At 33.9% G+C, this 19720-nt stretch carries 17 protein-coding genes; 6 read left to right on the forward strand and 11 right to left on the reverse strand.

Going from position 1 to position 19720, the window contains the following annotated elements; all coding sequences use genetic code 11:
- Window positions 1-30 precede the first annotated feature (30 nt).
- The 3 genes from FHP04_RS09335 to FHP04_RS09345 form a co-directional block, all read right to left on the reverse strand.
- Window positions 31-1455 carry an FAD-dependent oxidoreductase gene (locus FHP04_RS09335; protein WP_139855837.1) on the reverse strand — a complete coding sequence of 475 codons (1425 nt, stop codon included), beginning with the start codon at window positions 1453-1455 and terminating at the stop codon, window positions 31-33.
- 94 nt (window positions 1456-1549) lie between these two features.
- Entirely contained in the window at window positions 1550-2815 is a 1266-nt protein-coding gene (kynU, locus tag FHP04_RS09340) for a kynureninase (RefSeq protein ID WP_139855838.1), read from the reverse strand.
- A 129-nt stretch (window positions 2816-2944) separates the two neighbouring features.
- Window positions 2945-3634, reverse strand: coding sequence for a hypothetical protein (locus FHP04_RS09345; RefSeq protein WP_139855839.1), 690 nt, complete (start codon window positions 3632-3634; stop codon window positions 2945-2947).
- A gap of 249 nt (window positions 3635-3883) precedes the next feature.
- Here FHP04_RS09345 and FHP04_RS09350 point away from each other — a divergent pair, with 249 nt between their 5' ends.
- Genes FHP04_RS09350 through FHP04_RS09365 form a run of 4 tightly spaced genes read left to right on the forward strand, consistent with a single transcriptional unit; the run spans window position 3884 to window position 11401 of the window.
- Complete coding sequence (locus FHP04_RS09350) at window positions 3884-5062, forward strand: Pycsar system effector family protein (protein WP_139855840.1); 1179 nt, start codon at window positions 3884-3886, stop codon at window positions 5060-5062.
- A complete protein-coding gene (locus tag FHP04_RS09355) occupies window positions 5059-7407 on the forward strand; it encodes a hypothetical protein (protein ID WP_139855841.1) in 2349 nt (782 codons plus the stop codon). The genes FHP04_RS09350 and FHP04_RS09355 overlap by 4 nt, the downstream gene beginning before the upstream one ends.
- Before the next feature lie 24 nt (window positions 7408-7431).
- A complete protein-coding gene (locus tag FHP04_RS09360) occupies window positions 7432-11088 on the forward strand; it encodes a metallophosphoesterase (RefSeq protein ID WP_139855842.1) in 3657 nt (1218 codons plus the stop codon).
- Window positions 11089-11131: 43 nt separating this feature from the next.
- The gene (locus FHP04_RS09365) at window positions 11132-11401 is read left to right on the forward strand and encodes a GNAT family N-acetyltransferase (RefSeq protein WP_218937258.1); all 270 of its coding nucleotides are present in this window, start codon (window positions 11132-11134) and stop codon (window positions 11399-11401) included.
- A gap of 238 nt (window positions 11402-11639) precedes the next feature.
- Here the strand turns inward: FHP04_RS09365 and FHP04_RS09370 are convergent, their stop codons facing one another.
- Window positions 11640-11798 carry a lmo0937 family membrane protein gene (locus FHP04_RS09370; RefSeq protein ID WP_139855844.1) on the reverse strand — a complete coding sequence of 53 codons (159 nt, stop codon included), beginning with the start codon at window positions 11796-11798 and terminating at the stop codon, window positions 11640-11642.
- A 154-nt stretch (window positions 11799-11952) separates the two neighbouring features.
- Between FHP04_RS09370 and FHP04_RS09375 the strand changes: the two genes are divergently transcribed.
- Entirely contained in the window at window positions 11953-12753 is an 801-nt protein-coding gene (locus FHP04_RS09375) for a class I SAM-dependent methyltransferase (RefSeq protein ID WP_139855845.1), read from the forward strand.
- A gap of 34 nt (window positions 12754-12787) precedes the next feature.
- Here the strand turns inward: FHP04_RS09375 and msrA are convergent, their stop codons facing one another.
- The 3 genes from msrA to FHP04_RS09390 all read right to left on the reverse strand — a co-directional run bounded on the left by msrA (window position 12788) and on the right by FHP04_RS09390 (window position 15469).
- Window positions 12788-13459 (reverse strand): peptide-methionine (S)-S-oxide reductase MsrA, encoded by a 672-nt coding sequence (gene msrA / locus FHP04_RS09380; RefSeq protein WP_139855846.1) that lies wholly within the window; start codon window positions 13457-13459, stop codon window positions 12788-12790.
- Between the two features lie 108 nt (window positions 13460-13567).
- A complete protein-coding gene (locus tag FHP04_RS09385; protein WP_139855847.1) occupies window positions 13568-14350 on the reverse strand; it encodes a zinc ribbon domain-containing protein in 783 nt (260 codons plus the stop codon).
- 3 nt (window positions 14351-14353) lie between these two features.
- Window positions 14354-15469: a Nif3-like dinuclear metal center hexameric protein gene (locus tag FHP04_RS09390; RefSeq protein ID WP_139855848.1), complete on the reverse strand. Its 1116-nt coding sequence runs from the start codon at window positions 15467-15469 to the stop codon at window positions 14354-14356.
- A gap of 112 nt (window positions 15470-15581) precedes the next feature.
- Between FHP04_RS09390 and lpxK the strand changes: the two genes are divergently transcribed.
- Entirely contained in the window at window positions 15582-16589 is a 1008-nt protein-coding gene (gene lpxK, locus FHP04_RS09395) for a tetraacyldisaccharide 4'-kinase (protein WP_139855849.1), read from the forward strand.
- 34 nt (window positions 16590-16623) lie between these two features.
- On the opposite strand, the gene gap is transcribed toward lpxK, so the two are convergent.
- From gap to FHP04_RS09415, 4 genes are all read right to left on the reverse strand, one after another.
- Complete coding sequence (gap, locus tag FHP04_RS09400) at window positions 16624-17622, reverse strand: type I glyceraldehyde-3-phosphate dehydrogenase (RefSeq protein WP_139855850.1); 999 nt, start codon at window positions 17620-17622, stop codon at window positions 16624-16626.
- A gap of 81 nt (window positions 17623-17703) precedes the next feature.
- Window positions 17704-18270 (reverse strand): RNA polymerase sigma factor, encoded by a 567-nt coding sequence (locus tag FHP04_RS09405; RefSeq protein ID WP_139855851.1) that lies wholly within the window; start codon window positions 18268-18270, stop codon window positions 17704-17706.
- Window positions 18261-19355 (reverse strand): glycosyltransferase, encoded by a 1095-nt coding sequence (locus FHP04_RS09410; RefSeq protein ID WP_139855852.1) that lies wholly within the window; start codon window positions 19353-19355, stop codon window positions 18261-18263. The genes FHP04_RS09405 and FHP04_RS09410 overlap by 10 nt, the downstream gene beginning before the upstream one ends.
- A 77-nt stretch (window positions 19356-19432) precedes the next feature.
- Window positions 19433-19654 carry a membrane or secreted protein gene (locus FHP04_RS09415; RefSeq protein ID WP_139855853.1) on the reverse strand — a complete coding sequence of 74 codons (222 nt, stop codon included), beginning with the start codon at window positions 19652-19654 and terminating at the stop codon, window positions 19433-19435.
- Window positions 19655-19720 lie beyond the last annotated feature (66 nt).

Genomic DNA, 19720 nt, shown 5'->3' on the forward strand with positions numbered 1-19720 from the left:
TTGTTTCTTTGACATCAAATAATGATGTTTCTAATATTTTAAATAATCAGCTTTCTCTTTTGTGTTGAGAATAACTTGTGTTTGTTTTCTTACTATTTCAAGCTTTTCTTTTAACGACATCGTTTCTGGAAGTTTCCCTTCGTGAATTAGTCCTAAGATAGCATTGTCTTGTGCTCTTCCTAATTTTTTAGCTTCTGAATAGGTAATATCTTCATTAAAGGTAACTAAAGAATACTTGCTGTAATACTCTCCCGGAAATTCATTTTCGAATGCCGTTTCAAGTTTTCTTTTCTTTTGAAATATCTCCATTCCCGTATGAGCTTTCATTTCATCGAAATTGTCAACTGCAAGCTCACCAATAGCATCGGCATCTTTTTTACGGACTTTTTCATATTCATTGAAAATGGTTTCCCAAGATGATTCTCCTGAAGATAAACCATCTTTATATTGATTTAAAATTTCGTCAAAAACTGCTACATCTTCAAAACTAGCATTCATTCCTTGGCCGTAAAATGGAACCATTGCGTGTGCTGCATCTCCCATCAATAAAATCTTCCCTTCGCGTTGCCAAGGATCACATCTTACAGTTCCCATAGAACCTGTTGGATTGGTAAAAAAGATTTCAGTAAGGTTAGGAATTAATTCTAACACATCAGGAAATTCCTTTTGGAAATATTCTTCTACTTTTTCAGGAGTAGTAAGGTTTTCAAAACAATAATCGCTGTTTTTATACGGAAGAAACAAGGTTACAGTAAAACTTCCATCTAAATTTGGTAGTGCAATAAGCATATCTTCACCACGTGGCCAAATATGAAGTGCGTTTTTATAAGTTCTATAACCATTGTTTTCAGCAGCAGGAATTTCGAGTTCTTTATACCCGTGACCCAGCCATTGTTGTGAGATGTTTAAAAGGAATTCCTTGTCGTTTACCATGCTAGATCTTACAACAGATCCAGCGCCGTCAGTTCCAAAAATTACATCTGCGGTATATGTAGTTAATTCACCTGTTTCAAAATCTTCAAAAGTTGCAGAAGGAGTCTTATGATCTACCTCCACGCAGGATTGATTGAAGATTATTTTCAGGTTAGGCATTTTTTCAGCTTCATTTAGTAAAAGTTTATTCAAACCTGGGCGAGAAACTGAGTTGATATATTCATCATCTCTACCGCTATAAGGGCTTAAAAATGTTTTGCCAGATTTCTCGTGAATCATTCTTCCCGTCATTGGGATTAATAGTTCTTTGGCGGCTTCTTCAACACCTGCCAATCGCAAACCGCGTAATCCGCGATCACTTAAGGCTAAATTTATAGAGCGACCAGCATCAAGAGTTACTTTTCGTAAATCGGGTCTTTTTTCTACTAAGGTTATATTGAAACCGTGTTGCGCTAAACGTAAAGCTAAAAGGCTTCCGCAGAGACCAGCGCCTATTACTAAGATATTATGGTTTTTGCTCATTATAAAAATTGTCTGGTCGAGCGCAGTCGGGACCTAGTTATTCAATATTCTGCTAAAGATTTACCCCCTCGACTGCGCTCGGGAGGAATTCTTTTTATTTTTTTAATACTTGCTTTAATTTCTCTGAAAACTTATAAACATCTTCAAAGCTATTGTAAAGAGGAGTAGGGGCGATTCTTATTACATCAGGTTCACGCCAATCACTAATTACTCCTGCTTCTGTTAACTTGTCATGTAAGTTTCTGTCTGCATTTTTCACTTGAATAGAAAGCTGACAACCGCGTTCCTCAGCATTTCGAGGCGTAATTACATTTATAGCATCGTTTTTCATCTCATCTAGTAAAAACTCTAAATAGCCAGTAAGCTTTATGGATTTTTCACGTAGGTTTTCAAAGCCAGCTTCGGCAAAGGTATCTAATGAAGCCCTAATTGCAGCCATCGATAAAATTGGCGGGTTACTTAACTGCCATCCTTCGGCTCCAGGAAGTGCGTCAAAATCTTTTCGCATGTTAAAACGGGTGTCTTTATTGTGTCCCCACCAACCTGCAAAACGATTTAAGTCCTTATTGTTTGCGTGTCGTTCATGTACAAAACATCCTCCTAAACTTCCAGGACCGCTGTTTAAGTATTTATAAGTACACCAAACAGCAAAATCAGCACCCGATTCGTGTAAATTTGGTTGGATGTTTCCTGCCCCGTGAGCCAAATCAAAACCAACCTTGCAGTTGTACTTATGCCCCAATTCGGTAATTTTTTTCAAAGGAAAAGATTGACCTGTGTAATAATTGGTGCTGCCAATCATTAATAAAGCAATTTCATCGCCACTTTGTGCCATGATTTCTTCCAAATCTTCAAAACGGCAAAGTTCTTCACCTTCTCTTGGCTTCCATAGAATTAATCCATCTTTAGGGTCAATCCCGTGATGCTTTAATTGACTTTCCATAGCGTATTTATCTGAAGGAAAAGCATCACTTTCTATTACAATCTTATACTTTGTTTTAGTAGGTTGGTAAAACGAAACCATCATCAAGTGAAGGTTTGTTGTAAGGGTATTCATCACGACTACTTCTGAAGGTTTTGCTCCTACAATTTTAGCCATGTTTTTAGTTAGAAATTCATGATAAGGTAACCAAGGGTGTTTCCCTTGTACGTGACCTTCTACACCAAGATTGGCCCAATCCTGTAATTCTTCTTTGATGTATTCTGACGTAAGTACTGGTTGTAACCCAAGGGAGTTTCCACATAAATAGATTAAATCTTCCCCTGAAGCATTTTTAGGAGTGTGAAATTTTTTTTTGAAAGATGCTAAAGGGTCTTGGGAGTCCTGTTGTTTTGCGTATTCTAAAGTGTTTTGAAACATTTGGATGAGTTAAAATTTTCGTCTTTTCACAAAAATAGGAATTTATATCCGTTTATTTTGTCATATATATTAGCATTAACAGCTGCTTTTTTAAGGTTTTGTAACTTAGTAATTTAGTAGTGGTGATTTTTAATTTTTCACCGATATATCCGTAAAATACAACTTAAAACCGCCTGATGAGTCTTTGTATGTTTTTGCTATTTCTATACCATTGAAATTTTCATAATCCTCCCAAGTGGTGCTAAGAGAAGGAGTGTCGGCATTTCCTTTTCTGTAGTTCCATTCTCTAATTTTAAAATCTTCGTCATAGAAAAAATCATAAGCATCACCAGGAGTGTAACCTCCTTCACTTCCGTAAACAATTGTAATTTGCTTTAATGTGTCTTTTGAAATTGGCGCAACAATGTTTTTCTTTTCAGAAATGGTGATATTTTCATCCCATTTAAGTTGAAAAGGAGTAAGTAACCAATATTTATCGTTAATAAATGCAGCATCGGTTTCAAAATTTAAACTGTCTAATTGCGAACGATTATAGCTAATTGTATCGTTTGCTGAAGTCATAGTAACATCTCCGGATTTTGGATTCCAAGTCCAAGCTCGGTAAAAATGATTGTCGCCGCGATTTACATTGAAAGTAAAAGCTATTTCTGAAACGTCTTTCCAGTTTTTATAGCCGCTTGCATTTGCAATTTTTTCTGCAGTGCTTAGGTTTCCAATAGAAATAGACTGGTTTTGGTTAACGTTTTCAGTTGACTTATTGTTATTTTTGCAGGATACTAAAGAGACTGTAAATAAGATAAGTAAAAGTATATTTTTCATAGCGTGTTATTTCTTGTAAAAATAGCAAAACAAGAGACGCTTAGTCGATTTGTACTTTATTTTATCCTTAAATAGTCTTGTGATTTAGTAAGAAGTAGTTTTGAAATTTAAAATTAAACTATAATTTAATACTAATCTTTTATTATTTGAATAGTGTTTGCGCAAGTTTTAAGGCTATTAAAAGACAAAATACCTTAACTTGCTAATAACTATTATTAGAAAAGACTTCAATAATTTAAATAAAATTGAGTGGAAGATATAATTGAAAAAGCCGAACAATTTGTTTCAAATTTATTTGAAACAAGATTGTCTACAGTAAATTTTTATCACAATATAAATCACACTAGGCGAGTGGTTGAAGATATCTCTCAACTCGCTGAATGGGAGGGATGTTCTGAGGAGGAAACGAAAATCTTAAAGCTGGCTGCTTGGTTTCACGACACCGGCTTCGTAAAAGTAGATAAAGGTCACGAAGAAGTAAGTGTAAAAATTGCTCAGGAGTTTTTGCAATCCAATAAGGTGTCTAAAGATGTTATAGACCTTGTTACAGACTTAATTCTTGTTTCGATAAAAGATTTAAAACCTAAAACAAATCTTCAGAAATTAATAAAGGATGCCGATTGTAGTCACGTAGCTTCCGAAAGTTATTTTGAAATTTCTAATCTTTTAAGAAAAGAAAATGCTTTAAAATTAAACACTTCTTTTACTGACTTGGAGTGGCTTGAAGGAAATAAAGAATTCTTTGAATGGCATAAGTTTTATTCAGATTCAGCAAAATTAAAATGGCAACCTTTAAAGACTTTAAATCTTCGTGAATTAAATGCTAAGATTGATAAAATTAAAGCAAAACAGGCTTCAAAACTAAGCTCGAATAAATTTGGTAGAGGGGTAGAGACAATGTTTCGTGTAACCTTAAAAAATCACATTGAGTTAAGTGCCATAGCAGATACGAAAGCCAATATTTTACTTTCTGTAAATGCCATTATTATTTCAGTGGCACTTTCTAATCTTGTTCCAAAGCTAGACAATTTATCGAATGCTTTCTTGGTATGGCCTACTTTGATTTTAATGTTATTTAGCGTTACCTCGGTTGTATTGTCAGTGCTTTCAACACGACCAAATATCTCTAGTGTCAATGTAACAAAGGAGATGATTATGAATAAGCAAACTAACATTTTATTTTTTGGAAACTTCCATAAAATGGGATTAAAAGATTTTGAATGGGGAATAGATTATTTAATGGAAAATCAAGATGTTCTTTACAATTCACTTACCAAAGACTTATATTATTTAGGATTAGTTTTAGAGCGTAAATACAGACTTTTAAGAATTACCTATACTGTATTTATGTTTGGTATTATTATTTCGGCTTTAGCATTTATTATTAGTTATTACAATTTTATGAAACCCTTAAAAGATTTAGTATGAGTAAAGTATTAACTTCAGGACCTTTTGTGTCTATGTTGTCTTTTAGGTTTCTTAGAGACAAGTGTTTAGAATTACTAAAGTCTGATAACCCAATAGAACAATTTCAAGCAAGTCAAGCTTTAAATCACTTTAAAGAAAACCCTATTCTTACAGAAGGAATATCTTCCTATGAAGAATATGAACAGCATCAAGAGGTGATAGATCAGCTTATGGGGTATTTGTTTCCTCCAGCCTTAAGTAACAACGAAATTAAAGCGGCAATTGATCCATTGTCTAATTTTAGTTTTTATAAAAGTAGAAGGTTAGCAAAAATACTAGAAGACTCAAATCGTCAAAATCACAATGTTTTAAAGGAAGTTTTTCGGGACCATATTGAGGGATACGACTTTATTCCTTATGCCATTATTTTGAATTCATATTATCAATTTAATATTGATTTTGACAGGCCGAAAAACTTAAAAATTAAATTGAAAAATGGCGAAGAGAAAAACTATCGCGTAACATTTAATGCCGATTATGTAGAGATCTACCCTAACGAAAGTGCTGTTGAAATTACGCAAGAAGTAGTTGACGAATTATTAGCCAATGCAGAAGATAAAAATGTATGGATGAAATATTTCCCCGAAGGTTCTTGGACGATGGAGGGATTCGGTATCATAAATATGATTGACACTACTTTGGATAACGCTATCGACGGTTTTAAAACTCATATGATTCGTCCTAACAATGAAAGTTATAAGTTTTTAGTTGAAGACATTCGTAAGATTTTTGGTATTCCCGATTTACAGCTTGGAAGTTATATTTTAGACAGAAACCAACTTCGACCTCCTTATGATTTAAACTTTAAAATGTTGACGATAGCGTCAAATGATACTATAAATTGTAAGGAATACGCTTGTAATGATGTTTATAATCGCCTGTTTAAAGAGCATAAAACGGTTGTTATTTCTAATGTTGAACGTTATAATGAGTCAACTGGAGGAAATAGCTTAAGTAAATCCTTAATCGATCAAGGCTTGAAGAGTGCGGTGTTAATGCCAATTGTGATTGAAGGGCAGATGATGTTTATTTTAGAACTCGCTACTTACAATGCCAATCAGCTTAACGCTATAAATATGGTGAAGTTAGAAACTTTAATGCCTTTCATTTTAAGTTATTCGGCTAGAACCATAACTGAGTTTAAAAATGAAATTAGCGCCGTAATACAACAAGAGTGTACATCTATTCATCCATCAGTTCAGTGGCGTTTTGAAGAGGAAGCAAACAGATACATTCAGAATAGAAACAGTGGTGAGAATGCTGTGTTCAAGGAAATAGCTTTCGAAAACGTTATTCCGCTATATGGTCAAATTGATATTGTAGGTTCTTCCAATGCAAGAAATGAGGCGGTTCAAAAAGATTACAAAGAACAGTTAAGCCAAACAAAACGAATTTTAGAAAAACGTATTGAAGAAAAGAAACTTCCTTTTTACGAACAGTTAGTTTATCAAATCGATAATTTTTTATTCGAACTTAAATTAAACCTTCATACGAGTACCGAACAGGAGATTAACAATTTTTATTCGTCTCAAATATTTCCACTGTTCGATCACCTTCTTAAATCGAATGAGGATGTTGATGATATTAAGAGGTTCTACGATTGTTTAGATGAAAATTTAAGGTCATTTTACAGAGCGCGTAAGAACTATGACAATACAATTGACAAGATTAATAAAGAATTGTCTAGTTTTATCGATAAGCAGCAACGGAAGGCTCAAAATATGTTCCCTCATTACTTTGAGAAATTTAAAACAGATGGGGTAGAGCACAATATTTATATAGGGCAGTCTATTACTCAAGATAGAACATTTCACCTTACAGATTTATACAATCTTCGTGTTTGGCAATTGCAAGTAGCGTGTGAAATGGAAGCTATGTTTTATAAAGCTCAAAAGGACTTTCCTTTAAAATTGAAAGTAGCCTCTTTAATTCTTGCTCACGATGTTCCTTTAAACATTCGTTATAGAATGGATGAAAAGCAATTTGATGTAGATGGGGCGTATAATGTGCGATATGAGATTATAAAAAAGCGAATTGATAAAGCTCATATTAAAAATACAAATGAGCGTTTAACTCAGCCACATAAATTATGCGTTGTATATTCAAGTTCTGCTATTGAAAAGGAATACTTAAAGTATTTCGAATTTTTAAAAGCCAAAAACTATATTAGTGACAATATAGAAATAGTTGAAATTGAAGAGCTTCAAGGTGCTTCTGGAATAAAGGCTATTAGAGCAGATTTGAATCAAGATTTGGAGAAAGCCGAGAATTTATTCACCACAAAGGATCTCGAAAGAACATCCTAATATCTTAGAAATTTTCTAGTTTATATGAAGAAAATACTACTTATTTTACTTGTTGTTACTTTAAACTCTTGCGCTACCTTTAACTTCACTCCTGAAGATGGAATAGACACAGAATTACGAGGTGTTAATTCTGAGACTCGAAATATTTTTTTAATTGGAGACGCTGGGGGTTTCGAAAAAGATGGATCAACTTCTTTGGCGTTACCAGCAATGCAAGAAAACTTTAAATACGCAGGTGAAGAAGATGTTTTATTATTTCTAGGAGATAATATTTACCCAAAAGGGTTTCCAACTAAAAACGGAGTTAAAGAGCAGAAAGCGAAAGAAATAATTCAATCTCAAACTGATGTAGCTAAAACTTTTCCAGGGAGGGTAATCTTTATTCCAGGAAATCACGATTGGTATAGTGGGGTTAAAGGGTTAAAAAAACAAGAAAAATTTGTTGAAAAGGCTTTAGGGAAAAATACTTTTTTACCTGAAAATGGATGCCCTATTGAGAAAGTGAAGTTAGATGATGATACAATATTACTAATAGTAGATTCACACTGGTATATTACAAATTGGAATAGGCATCCCACAATTAACGACAATTGTGAGATTAAAACACGATCTCTTTTTTTGGAAGAGTTTAGAGATGAGATTAAAAAAGCACGCGGAAAAACCACATTAGTAGCCATACATCACTCTGCGTTTACAAATGGATCACACGGAGGGCAATATAGTTTTATCGACTTTATTAAGCCCTTGCCACTGTTGGGAAATTTAAAAAATCTAATAAGAAGCACAAGTGGTATTTCCAATGCGGATATCTCCAATAAATTCTACTTCGAATTAACTAAAAATTTGATTGCCGCGGCTCAACAAAATGAAAATGTTGTATTTCTTTCAGGTCATGACCATAATTTGCAGTTAATAAATTCAAATAACCTCACACAAATAATCAGTGGTTCTGGAATAAAAACCAATGCAGTTAGAGTGCGAAAAAAGGGTGATTTTGGATTTGCAGGAAGGGGTTATGCAGTTTTAAATATTAAGGCTAATATGTCTTCAAATGTTCAGTTTGTTGATGCCAAATCGAATAAGGTAATTTTTAGAAAAACTATCAATACACCCTCGAAATTTGAAGTTCCAGAATACCAAAATACCTTTAAAGATTCAATTTCTGCTTCTGTTTATAAAAAGGAAGATACTGAGAAGTCAGGGTTTCATAGGTTTCTGTTGGGTGAGCGATATCGAAAGTATTTTGGCCAAGAAGTAAAAGCGCAAGTGGTGAATTTAGATACTTTATTCGGAGGATTAAAGCCTGTGAGAAAAGGTGGTGGAAGTCAATCCAGATCCTTGCGGTTAGAAGCCAAAGACGGTAGGCAATTTGTAATGCGTGCTGTAGAAAAAAGTGCTACTCAATACATACAGGCTGTAGCTTTTAAAGATAATTATGTAGGAGGACAGTTCGAAAATACACTTTCTGAAAAACTTGTGAAAGATGCATTTACCGGATCTCATCCTTATGCGCCACTAGTAATTGGAACCCTATCTGACGCTGCCGGAGTTTATCATTTAAATCCGCAATTATTCTACATACCAAAACAAAATGCTTTAAAAGAATTTAATGAAGAATTCGGGAATGAACTATATCTACTTGAAGAACACGCTTCCGAAGGACATATGCATTTGGCAGGTGAGAAATTCACGGGGGAAGTTATAAGTACCTTAGATATGATGGAAGATCTCTACTCTGATGAAGATGTAGTGATTGACCAAAAAAGTTATTTAAGAGCTAGACTATTCGATATGCTGATTGGAGACTGGGACAGGCATCAAGATCAATGGCGTTGGATGGAGTTTAAGAAAAAAGGAAAAACAATTTACAAACCCCTTCCAAGAGATCGAGATCAAGCCTTTTCTGTAATGTCTGAAGGTTTATTATTATCTGCTGCTATTGCACTTATACCTGGTGCAAGGATGATTCAAAAATACGGTCCGGATATAAAAGATGTAAAAGGTGTGAATATTGAGCCTTACCCATTAGATATGGCTTTTCTAGTAGATGTGGATAAAGATGATTGGGATGCAGAAGTGCAATATATAACTGAAAATGTTACAGATGAGGTAATCGATTTAGCCTTTTCACATATGCCAAAAGAAGTTCAAGATGAAGGTTTGGATAAAATTAAATTTAACTTGAGAAAACGCCGGGAAAATCTTCAGAAAATTGCAGATAGGTATTATAAACTTACATCAAAATATGGGGTTCTAACAGGAACAAATAAGGATGATTATATAAGGGTTAAAACTGCTGAAAATAATGAGGTTATTGTTGAGATTTTTCGTAAAAAAGATGATACTATTAAAGATCGTTTTCACTCTAGAGTGTTTTCACCAAAAACAACAAGGGAAATTTGGGTTTACGGATTGGATGACGATGATACATTTGAAGTTCTTGGAAAAAGTAATAAAATTAAAATTAGATTAATTGGAGGGCAAAATAATGACGATTATGTTGTGGAAGATGGAAGAAATGTGATTATATACGATTACAAAACAATGCCTAATGATGTTTCAAAAGCAAGAAAGGCTAGAATTAAACTTACAGATGATTACAAAACCAATGTTTTTGATTATAAAAAACTAAAAAATAATACTAATCAAATTTTACCCACCATAGGAGCAAATCCCGACGATGGATTAAAATTAGGTTTGTCGAATACTTACACAACTTACGGATTTGAACGAAACCCATTTACAAGTCAGCATACAATTTTAGGGGCTTATTATTTTGAAACAAATGGTTATGAATTAAACTATCGAGGGGAGTTTGCCAATGTGATTAAAAAAATAAACTTTTTATTAGACCTAAAATTTCAAAGTCCTAATTTTACTCAGAATTTTTTTGGATACGGAAACGAAACAAATAATCTTCAAGAAAATTTTGGAAAGGATTACAATCGAGTTAAAATTAGGGGTTTCTCCATTGCCCCTGCGTTTAGTTGGAAGTCACATGGAGGAAGGAAAATTAGTGTAAGGGGGTCTTATGAGAATATCGAAGTTCACAAAACAGAGAACCGATTTGTTGATAATAATCCTTACTTACCCACCTATATTTTTGATGAAGTACAATTTGTAGGTACTAGTTTACTTTATGAATTTGCAAATTCAGATAGTAGAGCATACCCGACATTGGGAATGGCATTCAGTTTAGAAGCTGGAGTTAAGAGTAACCTCGATGAAGATAAAACATTTGGTTATGTAACTTCAAAATGGGGAATTGCACACAAGTTAATTCCATCTGGGAAGTTAGTGTTAGCAACAACACTTAAAGGTCACTTGAATATAGGAGACGATTACGAATTTTATCACGCTGCTTCAATAGGGGGAACAGATGGTTTGAGAGGATATAGAAACCAACGATTTACAGGAAAATCTGCTTACTATCAAAACACCGATTTGCGTTATTCTTTTGGGGAATTAAAAACTCCGCTTGCTCCAATCAAATTAGGGGTTTACGGTAGCTTTGACTATGGAAGAGTTTGGATGCCAAACTTCGACTATTCTGAAAAGTGGCATACTACGTATGGTGGTGGGTTTTTTGTTAATGGAGCAGAATTAATGTCGGCAAATATAGGTGTCTTTAATAGTAAAGATGGAGCTCGAGTTGCTTTTGGACTTGGATTTGGATTTTAAATGGTTATTTTAGAGAGTTGAATTATTTAAAATAAGATTTAATATGGAAGTGATTGACAATAAAGAAAAGAATAGGTTTGAGGCAAGTGTAAACGGAGAGTTGGCAATTGTTGAATACAGCCTAATGGATGAGGTTATATCTATAACTCATACTGAAGTGCCTAAAGCTTTGGCAGGTCAGGGTGTAGGCAGTAAATTAACCGAGGCAGTATTAAAGCATGTTGAAGAACGAGGGTTGAAAGTGAAGCCTTTATGCCCTTTCACAAAAAAGTATATTGACAAGAATCCCCAGTGGAGTGAAATAGTTGCTTAAATTAAAAAAGCCCTTTTAATATACTTTAAAAGGGCTTTTTATATTTAAGGGGTTGATTAATCTACTGCGTCACCTATATCGTCTGCGACGTCTTCTATGTCGTCTGCGACAGTTTTATTTTCTCGGCAACTAATAAAGCTAGTGCTCATTAAACCTGCGGCAAATAAAATTAAAAAAACTTTCTTCATAATTGATTGTTGGTTTTAAAATTAATAATTGAGATTTGAATTGATAGTTATTAAGGTTTGCGGCCTGTAGCTAAACGATATAATATACCGATAACTGCTAGAACCAATAAAATGTGAATTAAACTTCCTACAGCTTCTCCAAAGCCGAAATAACCCACGAGCCATCCTAAGATTAGAAGGACAACAACAAGCCAAATAATGTCTCCCATAACAATTAGTTTTTAAGTTAGTTTCATAAAACTACAATATAAAATATTGATTCATAACGTTTTTAACCCGTTTTTAACGAAAATAACAAAAAATAACTTAAAATTTTATCAATTTTAATTTTTGCTTTTCTTTACATTTATAAAAAGTAATGCTGTGAAGTTTAAAAAAGAGTTTGATACTAATAGGGAAACTTGGAATAAGAAAGTAGGGGTTCACGCAAGCAGTGACTTTTATAATTTGAAAGATTTCATTTCCGGAAAATCTTCTCTCAACAAATATGAAGTAAGTACATTAGGTGATGTTTCAGGGAAGAGTATTCTTCACATTCAATGCCATTTTGGGCAAGACACCCTAAGCTTAGCACGAATGGGGGCGAATTGTACAGGTATTGATATTTCAGATGAAGGTATTAAGCTAGCAAAGGAATTAAATAAACAATTGAATCTTAACGCAGATTTTATATGCTGTAATGTATTAGAAGCTTCAGGTTATATTTCAGAAAAGTTTGATATAGTATTCACTAGCTACGGAACTATCGGTTGGTTGCCAGATTTAAAACCTTGGGCAGAAATGATTTCGGAACGGCTCAAACCAGGAGGGTTCTTTTACATTGTAGAATTTCATCCTATTGGCTGGATGTTCGATTATAGAGTTTCGCCACCTGTAATGAAGTATGGCTATCAACAAAAAGAACCTATATACGAAGAATATAAAGGTACTTACGCCAATACAAATTCTGATATGATTAGTAAGGAATACGGTTGGAATCACGGCTTAGGAGAAGTGATCACTTCATTAGCAGAAGCTGGCTTACACATTGAATACTTAAAAGAGCACGATGCAACTCCCTATAATGTTTTTCCAGAATTAATAGAAAATGCAAATGGATTATTCGAGCTTCCTAACAAATTGTATCCTCTTATTTTTGAGATTAAGGCAGTAAAGAAAGTCTAACCCTTAATTAAAATTATAGTATAAAGTTTAGTCATTAGTGGTTTTGCTTTTCCTTAAGCAATTCAGGGTGTTTTTTCTTGAATTTGTTTAACCTTGGAATAGAAACATTCTGAATGTATGGATTGCCTGGATTATTGCGCTCGTAGTTTTGATGATATTGTTCGGCTTTCCAGAATTTTTGAAAAGGCAATACTTGAGCTGCAACTTTTTCTCCTTCTAATTCTTTATTGAGTTGAGATATCTTATCATCAATGATTTTCTTTTCATCCTCGTTTTGATAAAATATTATAGAACGATAAGATGTTCCACGGTCTGGCCCTTGGCCGTTTATTTGTGTGATATTCTGGGAACCAAAATAAACATCAACAAGTTGGCTATAGCTTATCAATTCAGGGTCGTAAATTACTTCAACTGCCTCTGCGTGGTCTTTATGGTTTTGATAGGTAGGATTATCAACAGTTCCGCCGCTATATCCTGAAATGGCGTCTTTAACACCTATAACACTTTCGTAAATTGCTTCTACACACCAAAAGCAACCACTGGCGAAATAGGCTTTTTTAAGGCCGTTAATGGATTCAGTTTGAACGGGGGATTGTTCTTTTTGAGCTATAGTTTCAATTTCTTTGTTATTTTTATTTGAAGGTTTACAGGCTCCTTGTAAAGAGAAAAAAAAGATGCTTATAATTAAAATCGATAATCTTTTCATAGTAAATATTTTCAGAAGTGAATTTGATATATCATCAAAAATCAAGATTGAAGGTACAAAAAAAGCCCTCACTTTATGTGAAGGCTTTGTTATATTTAATGAATTCGCTTATTTCAGTTTGGCAAACATTGCCTCCATTTTTTCGCGCTCTTCGTTAGCTAAATCTGGATCAACTAAAATACGACCACTGTGTTCGTCTGTAATGATTTTTTTACGTCCTGCAATTTCTACTTGAACTTGTGGCGGGATAGTAAAGAAAGATCCTCCAGAAGCACCTCTTTCAACTGCAACAATTGCTAGTCCGTTTCTTACATTACTTCTAATTCTCTTGTAAGCTTTAAAAAGTCTAGGCTCAATTTTAGCCTCATACTTTTCAGATTCCTTAATAAGAGTTTGCTCCTCTTTTTCAGTTTCTTTCAAGATTTCATCAAGTTCTGCTTGTTTGTGCTTTAAGTGCTCAGAACGCTCGTTATAGCGATTTTGAGTTTCTTCGATAACTTGATTTTTTTGCTCTATTTGAGCACGGAATTCCTTAATGTTCTTTTCAGAAAGTTCAATTTCCAATTCTTGGTATTCAATCTCTTTGCTCAACGAGTTGTACTCTCTGTTGTTGCGAACATTATCTTGTTGAGTCGAATATTTTTTGATAAGAGTTTTAGACTCTTCAATATTATTCTTCTTTTCTTTAATTTGGTCTTCAATCACTTCAAGATCGGCCTTTAGCTTTTCTAAACGAGTGTTCATTCCAGCTACTTCGTCTTCAAGATCTTCCACTTCTAAAGGAAGCTCTCCACGAACATTCCTGATTTCATCAATTCTTGAATCAATAAGTTGTAGATCATAAAGTGTTCTCAACTTCTCTTCAACCGTAACTTCAGTTTTTGTTGCCATAAATTATAAATAACTAATTGGATTGGTATTTATTTGCGATATAAGAATCCTGCCTGCCGACAAGGAGGGTGCAAAATTAGTGATTTTTTTCTTAAGGAAAGAATGTAAAAGGTCTTTTGTGTACTGTTCACTCTCATAATGACCAATATCCGCCAAAACTATAGCGTTTTCAGCCCTAAAAAAGTCGTGATATTTAAAATCTGCCGATACAAATGCATCTGCTCCAACTTTTTTTGCAGCGTCAATAGCAAAACTTCCACTTCCTCCAAGTACTGCAACCCTTTTAATTTGTTTGTTTAACAATTTTGAATGACGTACGCAGTCAGTTTTCATTGTAGTTTTCAGAAATTTTAGAAACTCGGTTTCAGACTTTTCTGTTTCAAACTCTCCAATCATTCCCATCCCTATCTGTTGATTATGATTTTCTAGAGTGGTTATTTCGTAGGGAATTTCTTCGTAAGGATGCGCTTCAAAAAGGGCTTTTAAAACTTTACTTTGTAAATGCTTAGCAAAAGTGATTCCTATTTGAGTTTCTTCTTCAAAACGAAGTTCACCTTTTAAACCAAGTACAGGATTTGAATCTTCATTACCTTTAAAACTGCCAATTCCTTTTATATTAAAACTGCAATTGTCGTAATTTCCTATATTTCCACCACCAACTTCAAATAAGGCATTTCGAACTTTTTCAGCACTTTCATTAGGAACAAAAGTGATGAGTTTTTTTATAGTTTCATTTTGTGGGATTAAGACTTTGCGATTTCTTAACCCTAACTTTTCACAAATCATAGTGTTTACACCATTCCATGAATTGTCTAGCGCTGTGTGATTTGAAAATATAGCAATATCGTATTTAATTGCTTTTTGAACTACACGCTCAACATAGGTTTTTCCCGTAATCTTTTTCAACCCTGAAAAGACAATAGGGTGAAAGCTTACGATGAGGTTACAATTGTACTCGATTGCTTCATCAACAACCGCTTCCAGTGTATCTAATGTTACTAGAATTCCTGAAACTTCTGCATTTTTATCGCCTACAAGTAAGCCGGTATTGTCAAAATCTTCAGAATATGCTAGGGGAGATAGATCTTCTAGCAAACCAATAACTTCTTTTACCTTCATTTTTATTATTTTCTGTAAAGATAACGGATTATTGAAAATACAAAAAGGCACTTAATTCTTAAATATTGAATTTTCAGATTTGCACTTACTCTGGAATTAGTATTTTCGTTGAATGAAATCACTTCGGAAATTATTATTCCCATTTTCAATTTTGTACGGTGGCATTACTGTAGGTCGTAATTTCCTTTACAATAAAGGGTGGCTGAAAAGTAAAGCTTATAATCTTCCTGTTATTTGTGTTGGAAACCTTTCTACAGGAGGCACTGGAAAAACACCGATGATTGAATTGCTAGTGTCGTTTCTAAAAGAAAATCATAAACTTGCGGTTTTAAGTAGAGGATATAAAAGAAAAACTTCAGGATATCGTGAGGTTTTATTGAATAGCAAAGTTGAAGAAGTTGGGGATGAACCCCTTCAGTTTAAAAAGAAATTTCCAGAAATTACGGTAGCCGTTTGTGAAGACAGGCAAACGGGTATTGAAAAGTTACAACCTACATCAGAACTGGTTTTATTAGATGATGCGTTTCAACATAGAAAAGTAAAAGCGTCTTTTAATATTTTACTTACGCCGTACGACAGCTTGTATGCCGATGATTGTGTCTTACCCGCAGGAAACCTTCGAGAGCCAAGAATCGGTGCTAAAAGAGCGCACGTTATAGTAGTTACTAAATGTCCTAATAATATTTCCCCATCGAATATCGAAAACATTAAACGCAAATTAAATCCTACATCAAAACAAGAGGTTTATTTTTCAAAAATTGGATATGGTTCAGAAATAAAAGCTGCAAATCAATCCAAGCCCATAGAGTATTTAAACGATAAAAAGTTTTTATTGGTGACAGGTATTGCCAATCCTAAGCCATTAATTTCTTATTTAAAAAAGCGAGGCTTAACGTTTGAGGAAAAATCATTCCCAGATCATCATAATTTTACAACTTCAGAAATTGAGAGTCTTAAAACTCACAAACTAATCTTAACCACTGAAAAAGACTTTATGCGATTAGCGTCTTTAAAAGATGTTACAGAGATTTATTATTTACCAATTCAAACGGTAATTATGAATGGGGAAGAAGCAAATTTCAAAAGCAGAATCAATAAGAGTTTGCGTGAATTTCACTAGAACTTATTAATCTTTGAGTCGAATAAATGTATATCTATTTAGCTGAAATTTTTTCTATCAAATTGATGATTCTTGAAGAATAGCCGATTTCATTATCGTACCACCCAATAATTTTCACCATTTTCCCAATAACCGAAGTCATTTCAGCGTCAAAAATACACGAGTGGGTATTGCCAACAATATCGATTGAAACAATAGGGTCCTCGGTGTATTGAAGAATTCCCTTCATGGAGTTCTCTGAAGCAACTTTAAAAGCGTTATTTATTTCCTCAATTGTAACTTCTTCTTTTACGTTAAGGGTAATATCGGTTAAAGATCCATTTGGAACTGGAACTCTAATTCCACAACCCCCAATTACATCGGCGAGATTTGGAAAAATTTTCGTCAAGGCTTTAGCGGCACCAGTAGTTGTTGGCACAATAGATTGCCCAGCAGCTCTTGCACGGCGTAAATCGCGATGGGGCTGATCGTGTAGGCTTTGATCTGTAGTATAAGAGTGAACGGTAGTAATATATGCCTGCTCAATTCCACAAAGTTCATTAATGACCTTTAGCATTGGAGCTGCATTATTTGTAGTGCAAGAAGCATTTGAAATAATGATATCGTCATCATTTAATATAGAATCGTTTACGCCAAGGACAATAGTTTTAATATCATCTTCAAGAGGAGGAACAGAAAGAATCACTTTTTTTGCTCCATTCTTCAAATGATACTCTAGTTGATTTCTTTTTTTGAATTTCCCTGTACACTCAATAACAACATCAATAGCACCCCAGGAGATAGCTTCGATGTTTTTTTCTGAAGTGAACCTTACTTTTTTGCCTGCTACAGTAATTTCATCGTTAGAAAATGAAATAGATTCTTTTAATACACCGTGAATGCTGTCGTACTTTAAAAGATGACTTAGTGTTTTAGAATCTGCTAAGTCGTTTACGGCAACAACATCAATAGTTGGATGATTAATTAATAATCTAAATAGGTTTCGGCCAATGCGCCCAAAACCATTTATGCCGATAGTTGTTTTTGTTTTCATATAACTAACAAAAGTACGAAAATGAAATACTAATTAGAAGTTAAGAATAAAGAAGAAAACTTAAAATACTATGAAATTCGCCTATTGTTTTTGGGTAATGATTTCTGCTAAGAGTTTCCTAGCCCTAAGCAATCTCACCTTTACATTATTAAGAGGTTCTTCAAGGGTTTCAGAAATTTCATTATAACTCATTTCCTGAAAATACCTAAGGTTAATCACGTCTTGATAATGAGGTTTTAGCAGTTTAATATAACGCAACAATTCCGCAAGATTTTGTTCGCGAATTAAATTATCTTCCGGAGTAGGCGAGTGGTCTACAATTTTATGGGCGTGATCGTTAAATGTATCGGTAGTTTGTGAATTTATAGAAGCATTCTTTTTCCTTGATTTGTCTATTTGAATGTTTTTTGAAATAGTAATCAGCCAAGTTGAAAAAGTGTAATTCTCATCAAAGGTATCAATTTTATCAAATGCCTTAGCAAAAGTTTCGATGGTGATGTCTTCAGCTTCATGTTCGTTACGTACTCTTTTAAGTTGAAATCCGTAAACGTCATTCCAGTAAAAATCTAGCAAGAATTTAAAAGCTCCTTGCTTTCCTTTTTTCGCACTTTGTATTTGTTGTATTATTTCTTCTGAAGTTATTTCCATCTCGGGTTTTTTTCTCCTCTGTTGGAAATAAAGATACTTAATTGACTGAAGATTAAAAACAATTCAAAAAACAGTATGAACGGTATTAAATCCTGTTCCTTAAGTTTCTTAGCTGCATAGCCGATAATAAGATGTTGAAATGCAAGTCTGATAAATATAATTACTAATCCAAGAATCCAAAACTCGGAAAATAATGTTGCAGCACCTAATAGCCAGAAAAGAAGATTAAAAAGGTAATAAGCTCCTAGCAAAAATCGATGTTTAGTCTTGTAAAGCTTGGCTGTGGAGTAGTGTCTCTTTTTTTGTTTTATCCAACTGCTTAATTTTTTCTTCGGAATAGAATATGTAAACGCTTCTGGTTCTACACATATTTCTACGTTGTCTTTTGTAGCTGCTTCATTAACAAAAAGGTCGTCATCTCCTGAAGGAACTTTTATATGACTCATAAACCCATTGTTTTCGTAGTAAAGCGTGCTAGTGTAGGCTAGATTACGACCTACCCCCATATATGGTGTTCCGGCTTCAGCGTAAGAAAAATACTGAACAGCGGTCATTAATGTTTCAAACCGGATTAATTTATTTAATAAACCTGGTTGTTTTTCATAGGCTCCGTAACCTAAAAGCAGCTGCTTTTGGTCCGTAAACTTCGTCGCCATACTCTCCAGCCATTTATTTGAAGCAGGATAGCAATCGGCATCAGTAAAGATTAAACGAGTGTTTCCAGAGCGTTTTAAACCTAAGGTAAGTGCGTATTTTTTATTGCCCCAAAAAGCCTCGTTGTTTTTTACATTCACTATTTGAATACGAGGGTCACTTTCAGCAAACGATTCCATTACTTCTAAAGTATCATCTATAGAAGCATCATTAATAAGTATGATTTGATATTCAGGATAATCCTGTTGTTGCCATAACGGAATATGTTTTTTAAGGTTTTCAGCTTCGTTTTTGGCGCAAACTATAAGAGAAACAGGGTGTTTAACCGAAACAACCTTTTCAGTAGGTTTTAAAAATGAAAATTTTGAAAAAAGAAGATAATAAGCACAGTTAATCAACGCAACAGCGCCGAAAACGTAAAGTAGCACCATAAATTTATCCGATTGAAACCCCTAAAGCTGCTGTAGCGATTAAGATTGTTGAATAAAGAGTTTTATTTCTAAATTGATTATTTATTAGAAGCTTCCAATTTGTGTGTGTCCTCAGAGCAGTTTGCAAATTGATCTGGAGTTTTACCACAAAACCCACAAGACTCTCCTTCTTTATTCAAAAACGGATTCTGACTAGCACAGGTTCCAGCAAATTTTCCATCTTTTTTAGCCCAGATTTTTATTGCAATTCCTGCAACACCTAATAGTAATAATACTAATGTTATAAGTAATAGTTTCATGACAATATATTTGACTGCAAAAATACAACCTTTCTTATTGTTTCACTCAGATTTTAAGTATTTTTA

Origin of the sequence: Aequorivita sinensis (genome assembly GCF_006346335.1) — a bacterium.
Lineage (GTDB): Bacteria > Bacteroidota > Bacteroidia > Flavobacteriales > Flavobacteriaceae > Aequorivita > Aequorivita sinensis.

What these genes read in the sequence shown, in the direction of transcription:
- FHP04_RS09335 (WP_139855837.1), bottom strand. Translation starts at nt 1,455, where the DNA reads ATGAGCAAAAACCATAATATCTTAGTAATAGGCGCTGGTCTCTGCGGA.
- kynU (WP_139855838.1), bottom strand. Translation starts at nt 2,815, where the DNA reads ATGTTTCAAAACACTTTAGAATACGCAAAACAACAGGACTCCCAAGAC.
- FHP04_RS09345 (WP_139855839.1), bottom strand. Translation starts at nt 3,634, where the DNA reads ATGAAAAATATACTTTTACTTATCTTATTTACAGTCTCTTTAGTATCC.
- FHP04_RS09355 (WP_139855841.1), top strand. Translation starts at nt 5,059, where the DNA reads ATGAGTAAAGTATTAACTTCAGGACCTTTTGTGTCTATGTTGTCTTTT.
- FHP04_RS09360 (WP_139855842.1), top strand. Translation starts at nt 7,432, where the DNA reads ATGAAGAAAATACTACTTATTTTACTTGTTGTTACTTTAAACTCTTGC.
- FHP04_RS09365 (WP_218937258.1), top strand. Translation starts at nt 11,132, where the DNA reads ATGGAAGTGATTGACAATAAAGAAAAGAATAGGTTTGAGGCAAGTGTA.
- FHP04_RS09370 (WP_139855844.1), bottom strand. Translation starts at nt 11,798, where the DNA reads ATGGGAGACATTATTTGGCTTGTTGTTGTCCTTCTAATCTTAGGATGG.
- msrA (WP_139855846.1), bottom strand. Translation starts at nt 13,459, where the DNA reads ATGAAAAGATTATCGATTTTAATTATAAGCATCTTTTTTTTCTCTTTA.
- FHP04_RS09385 (WP_139855847.1), bottom strand. Translation starts at nt 14,350, where the DNA reads ATGGCAACAAAAACTGAAGTTACGGTTGAAGAGAAGTTGAGAACACTT.
- FHP04_RS09390 (WP_139855848.1), bottom strand. Translation starts at nt 15,469, where the DNA reads ATGAAGGTAAAAGAAGTTATTGGTTTGCTAGAAGATCTATCTCCCCTA.
- lpxK (WP_139855849.1), top strand. Translation starts at nt 15,582, where the DNA reads ATGAAATCACTTCGGAAATTATTATTCCCATTTTCAATTTTGTACGGT.
- gap (WP_139855850.1), bottom strand. Translation starts at nt 17,622, where the DNA reads ATGAAAACAAAAACAACTATCGGCATAAATGGTTTTGGGCGCATTGGC.
- FHP04_RS09405 (WP_139855851.1), bottom strand. Translation starts at nt 18,270, where the DNA reads ATGGAAATAACTTCAGAAGAAATAATACAACAAATACAAAGTGCGAAA.
- FHP04_RS09410 (WP_139855852.1), bottom strand. Translation starts at nt 19,355, where the DNA reads ATGGTGCTACTTTACGTTTTCGGCGCTGTTGCGTTGATTAACTGTGCT.
- FHP04_RS09415 (WP_139855853.1), bottom strand. Translation starts at nt 19,654, where the DNA reads ATGAAACTATTACTTATAACATTAGTATTATTACTATTAGGTGTTGCA.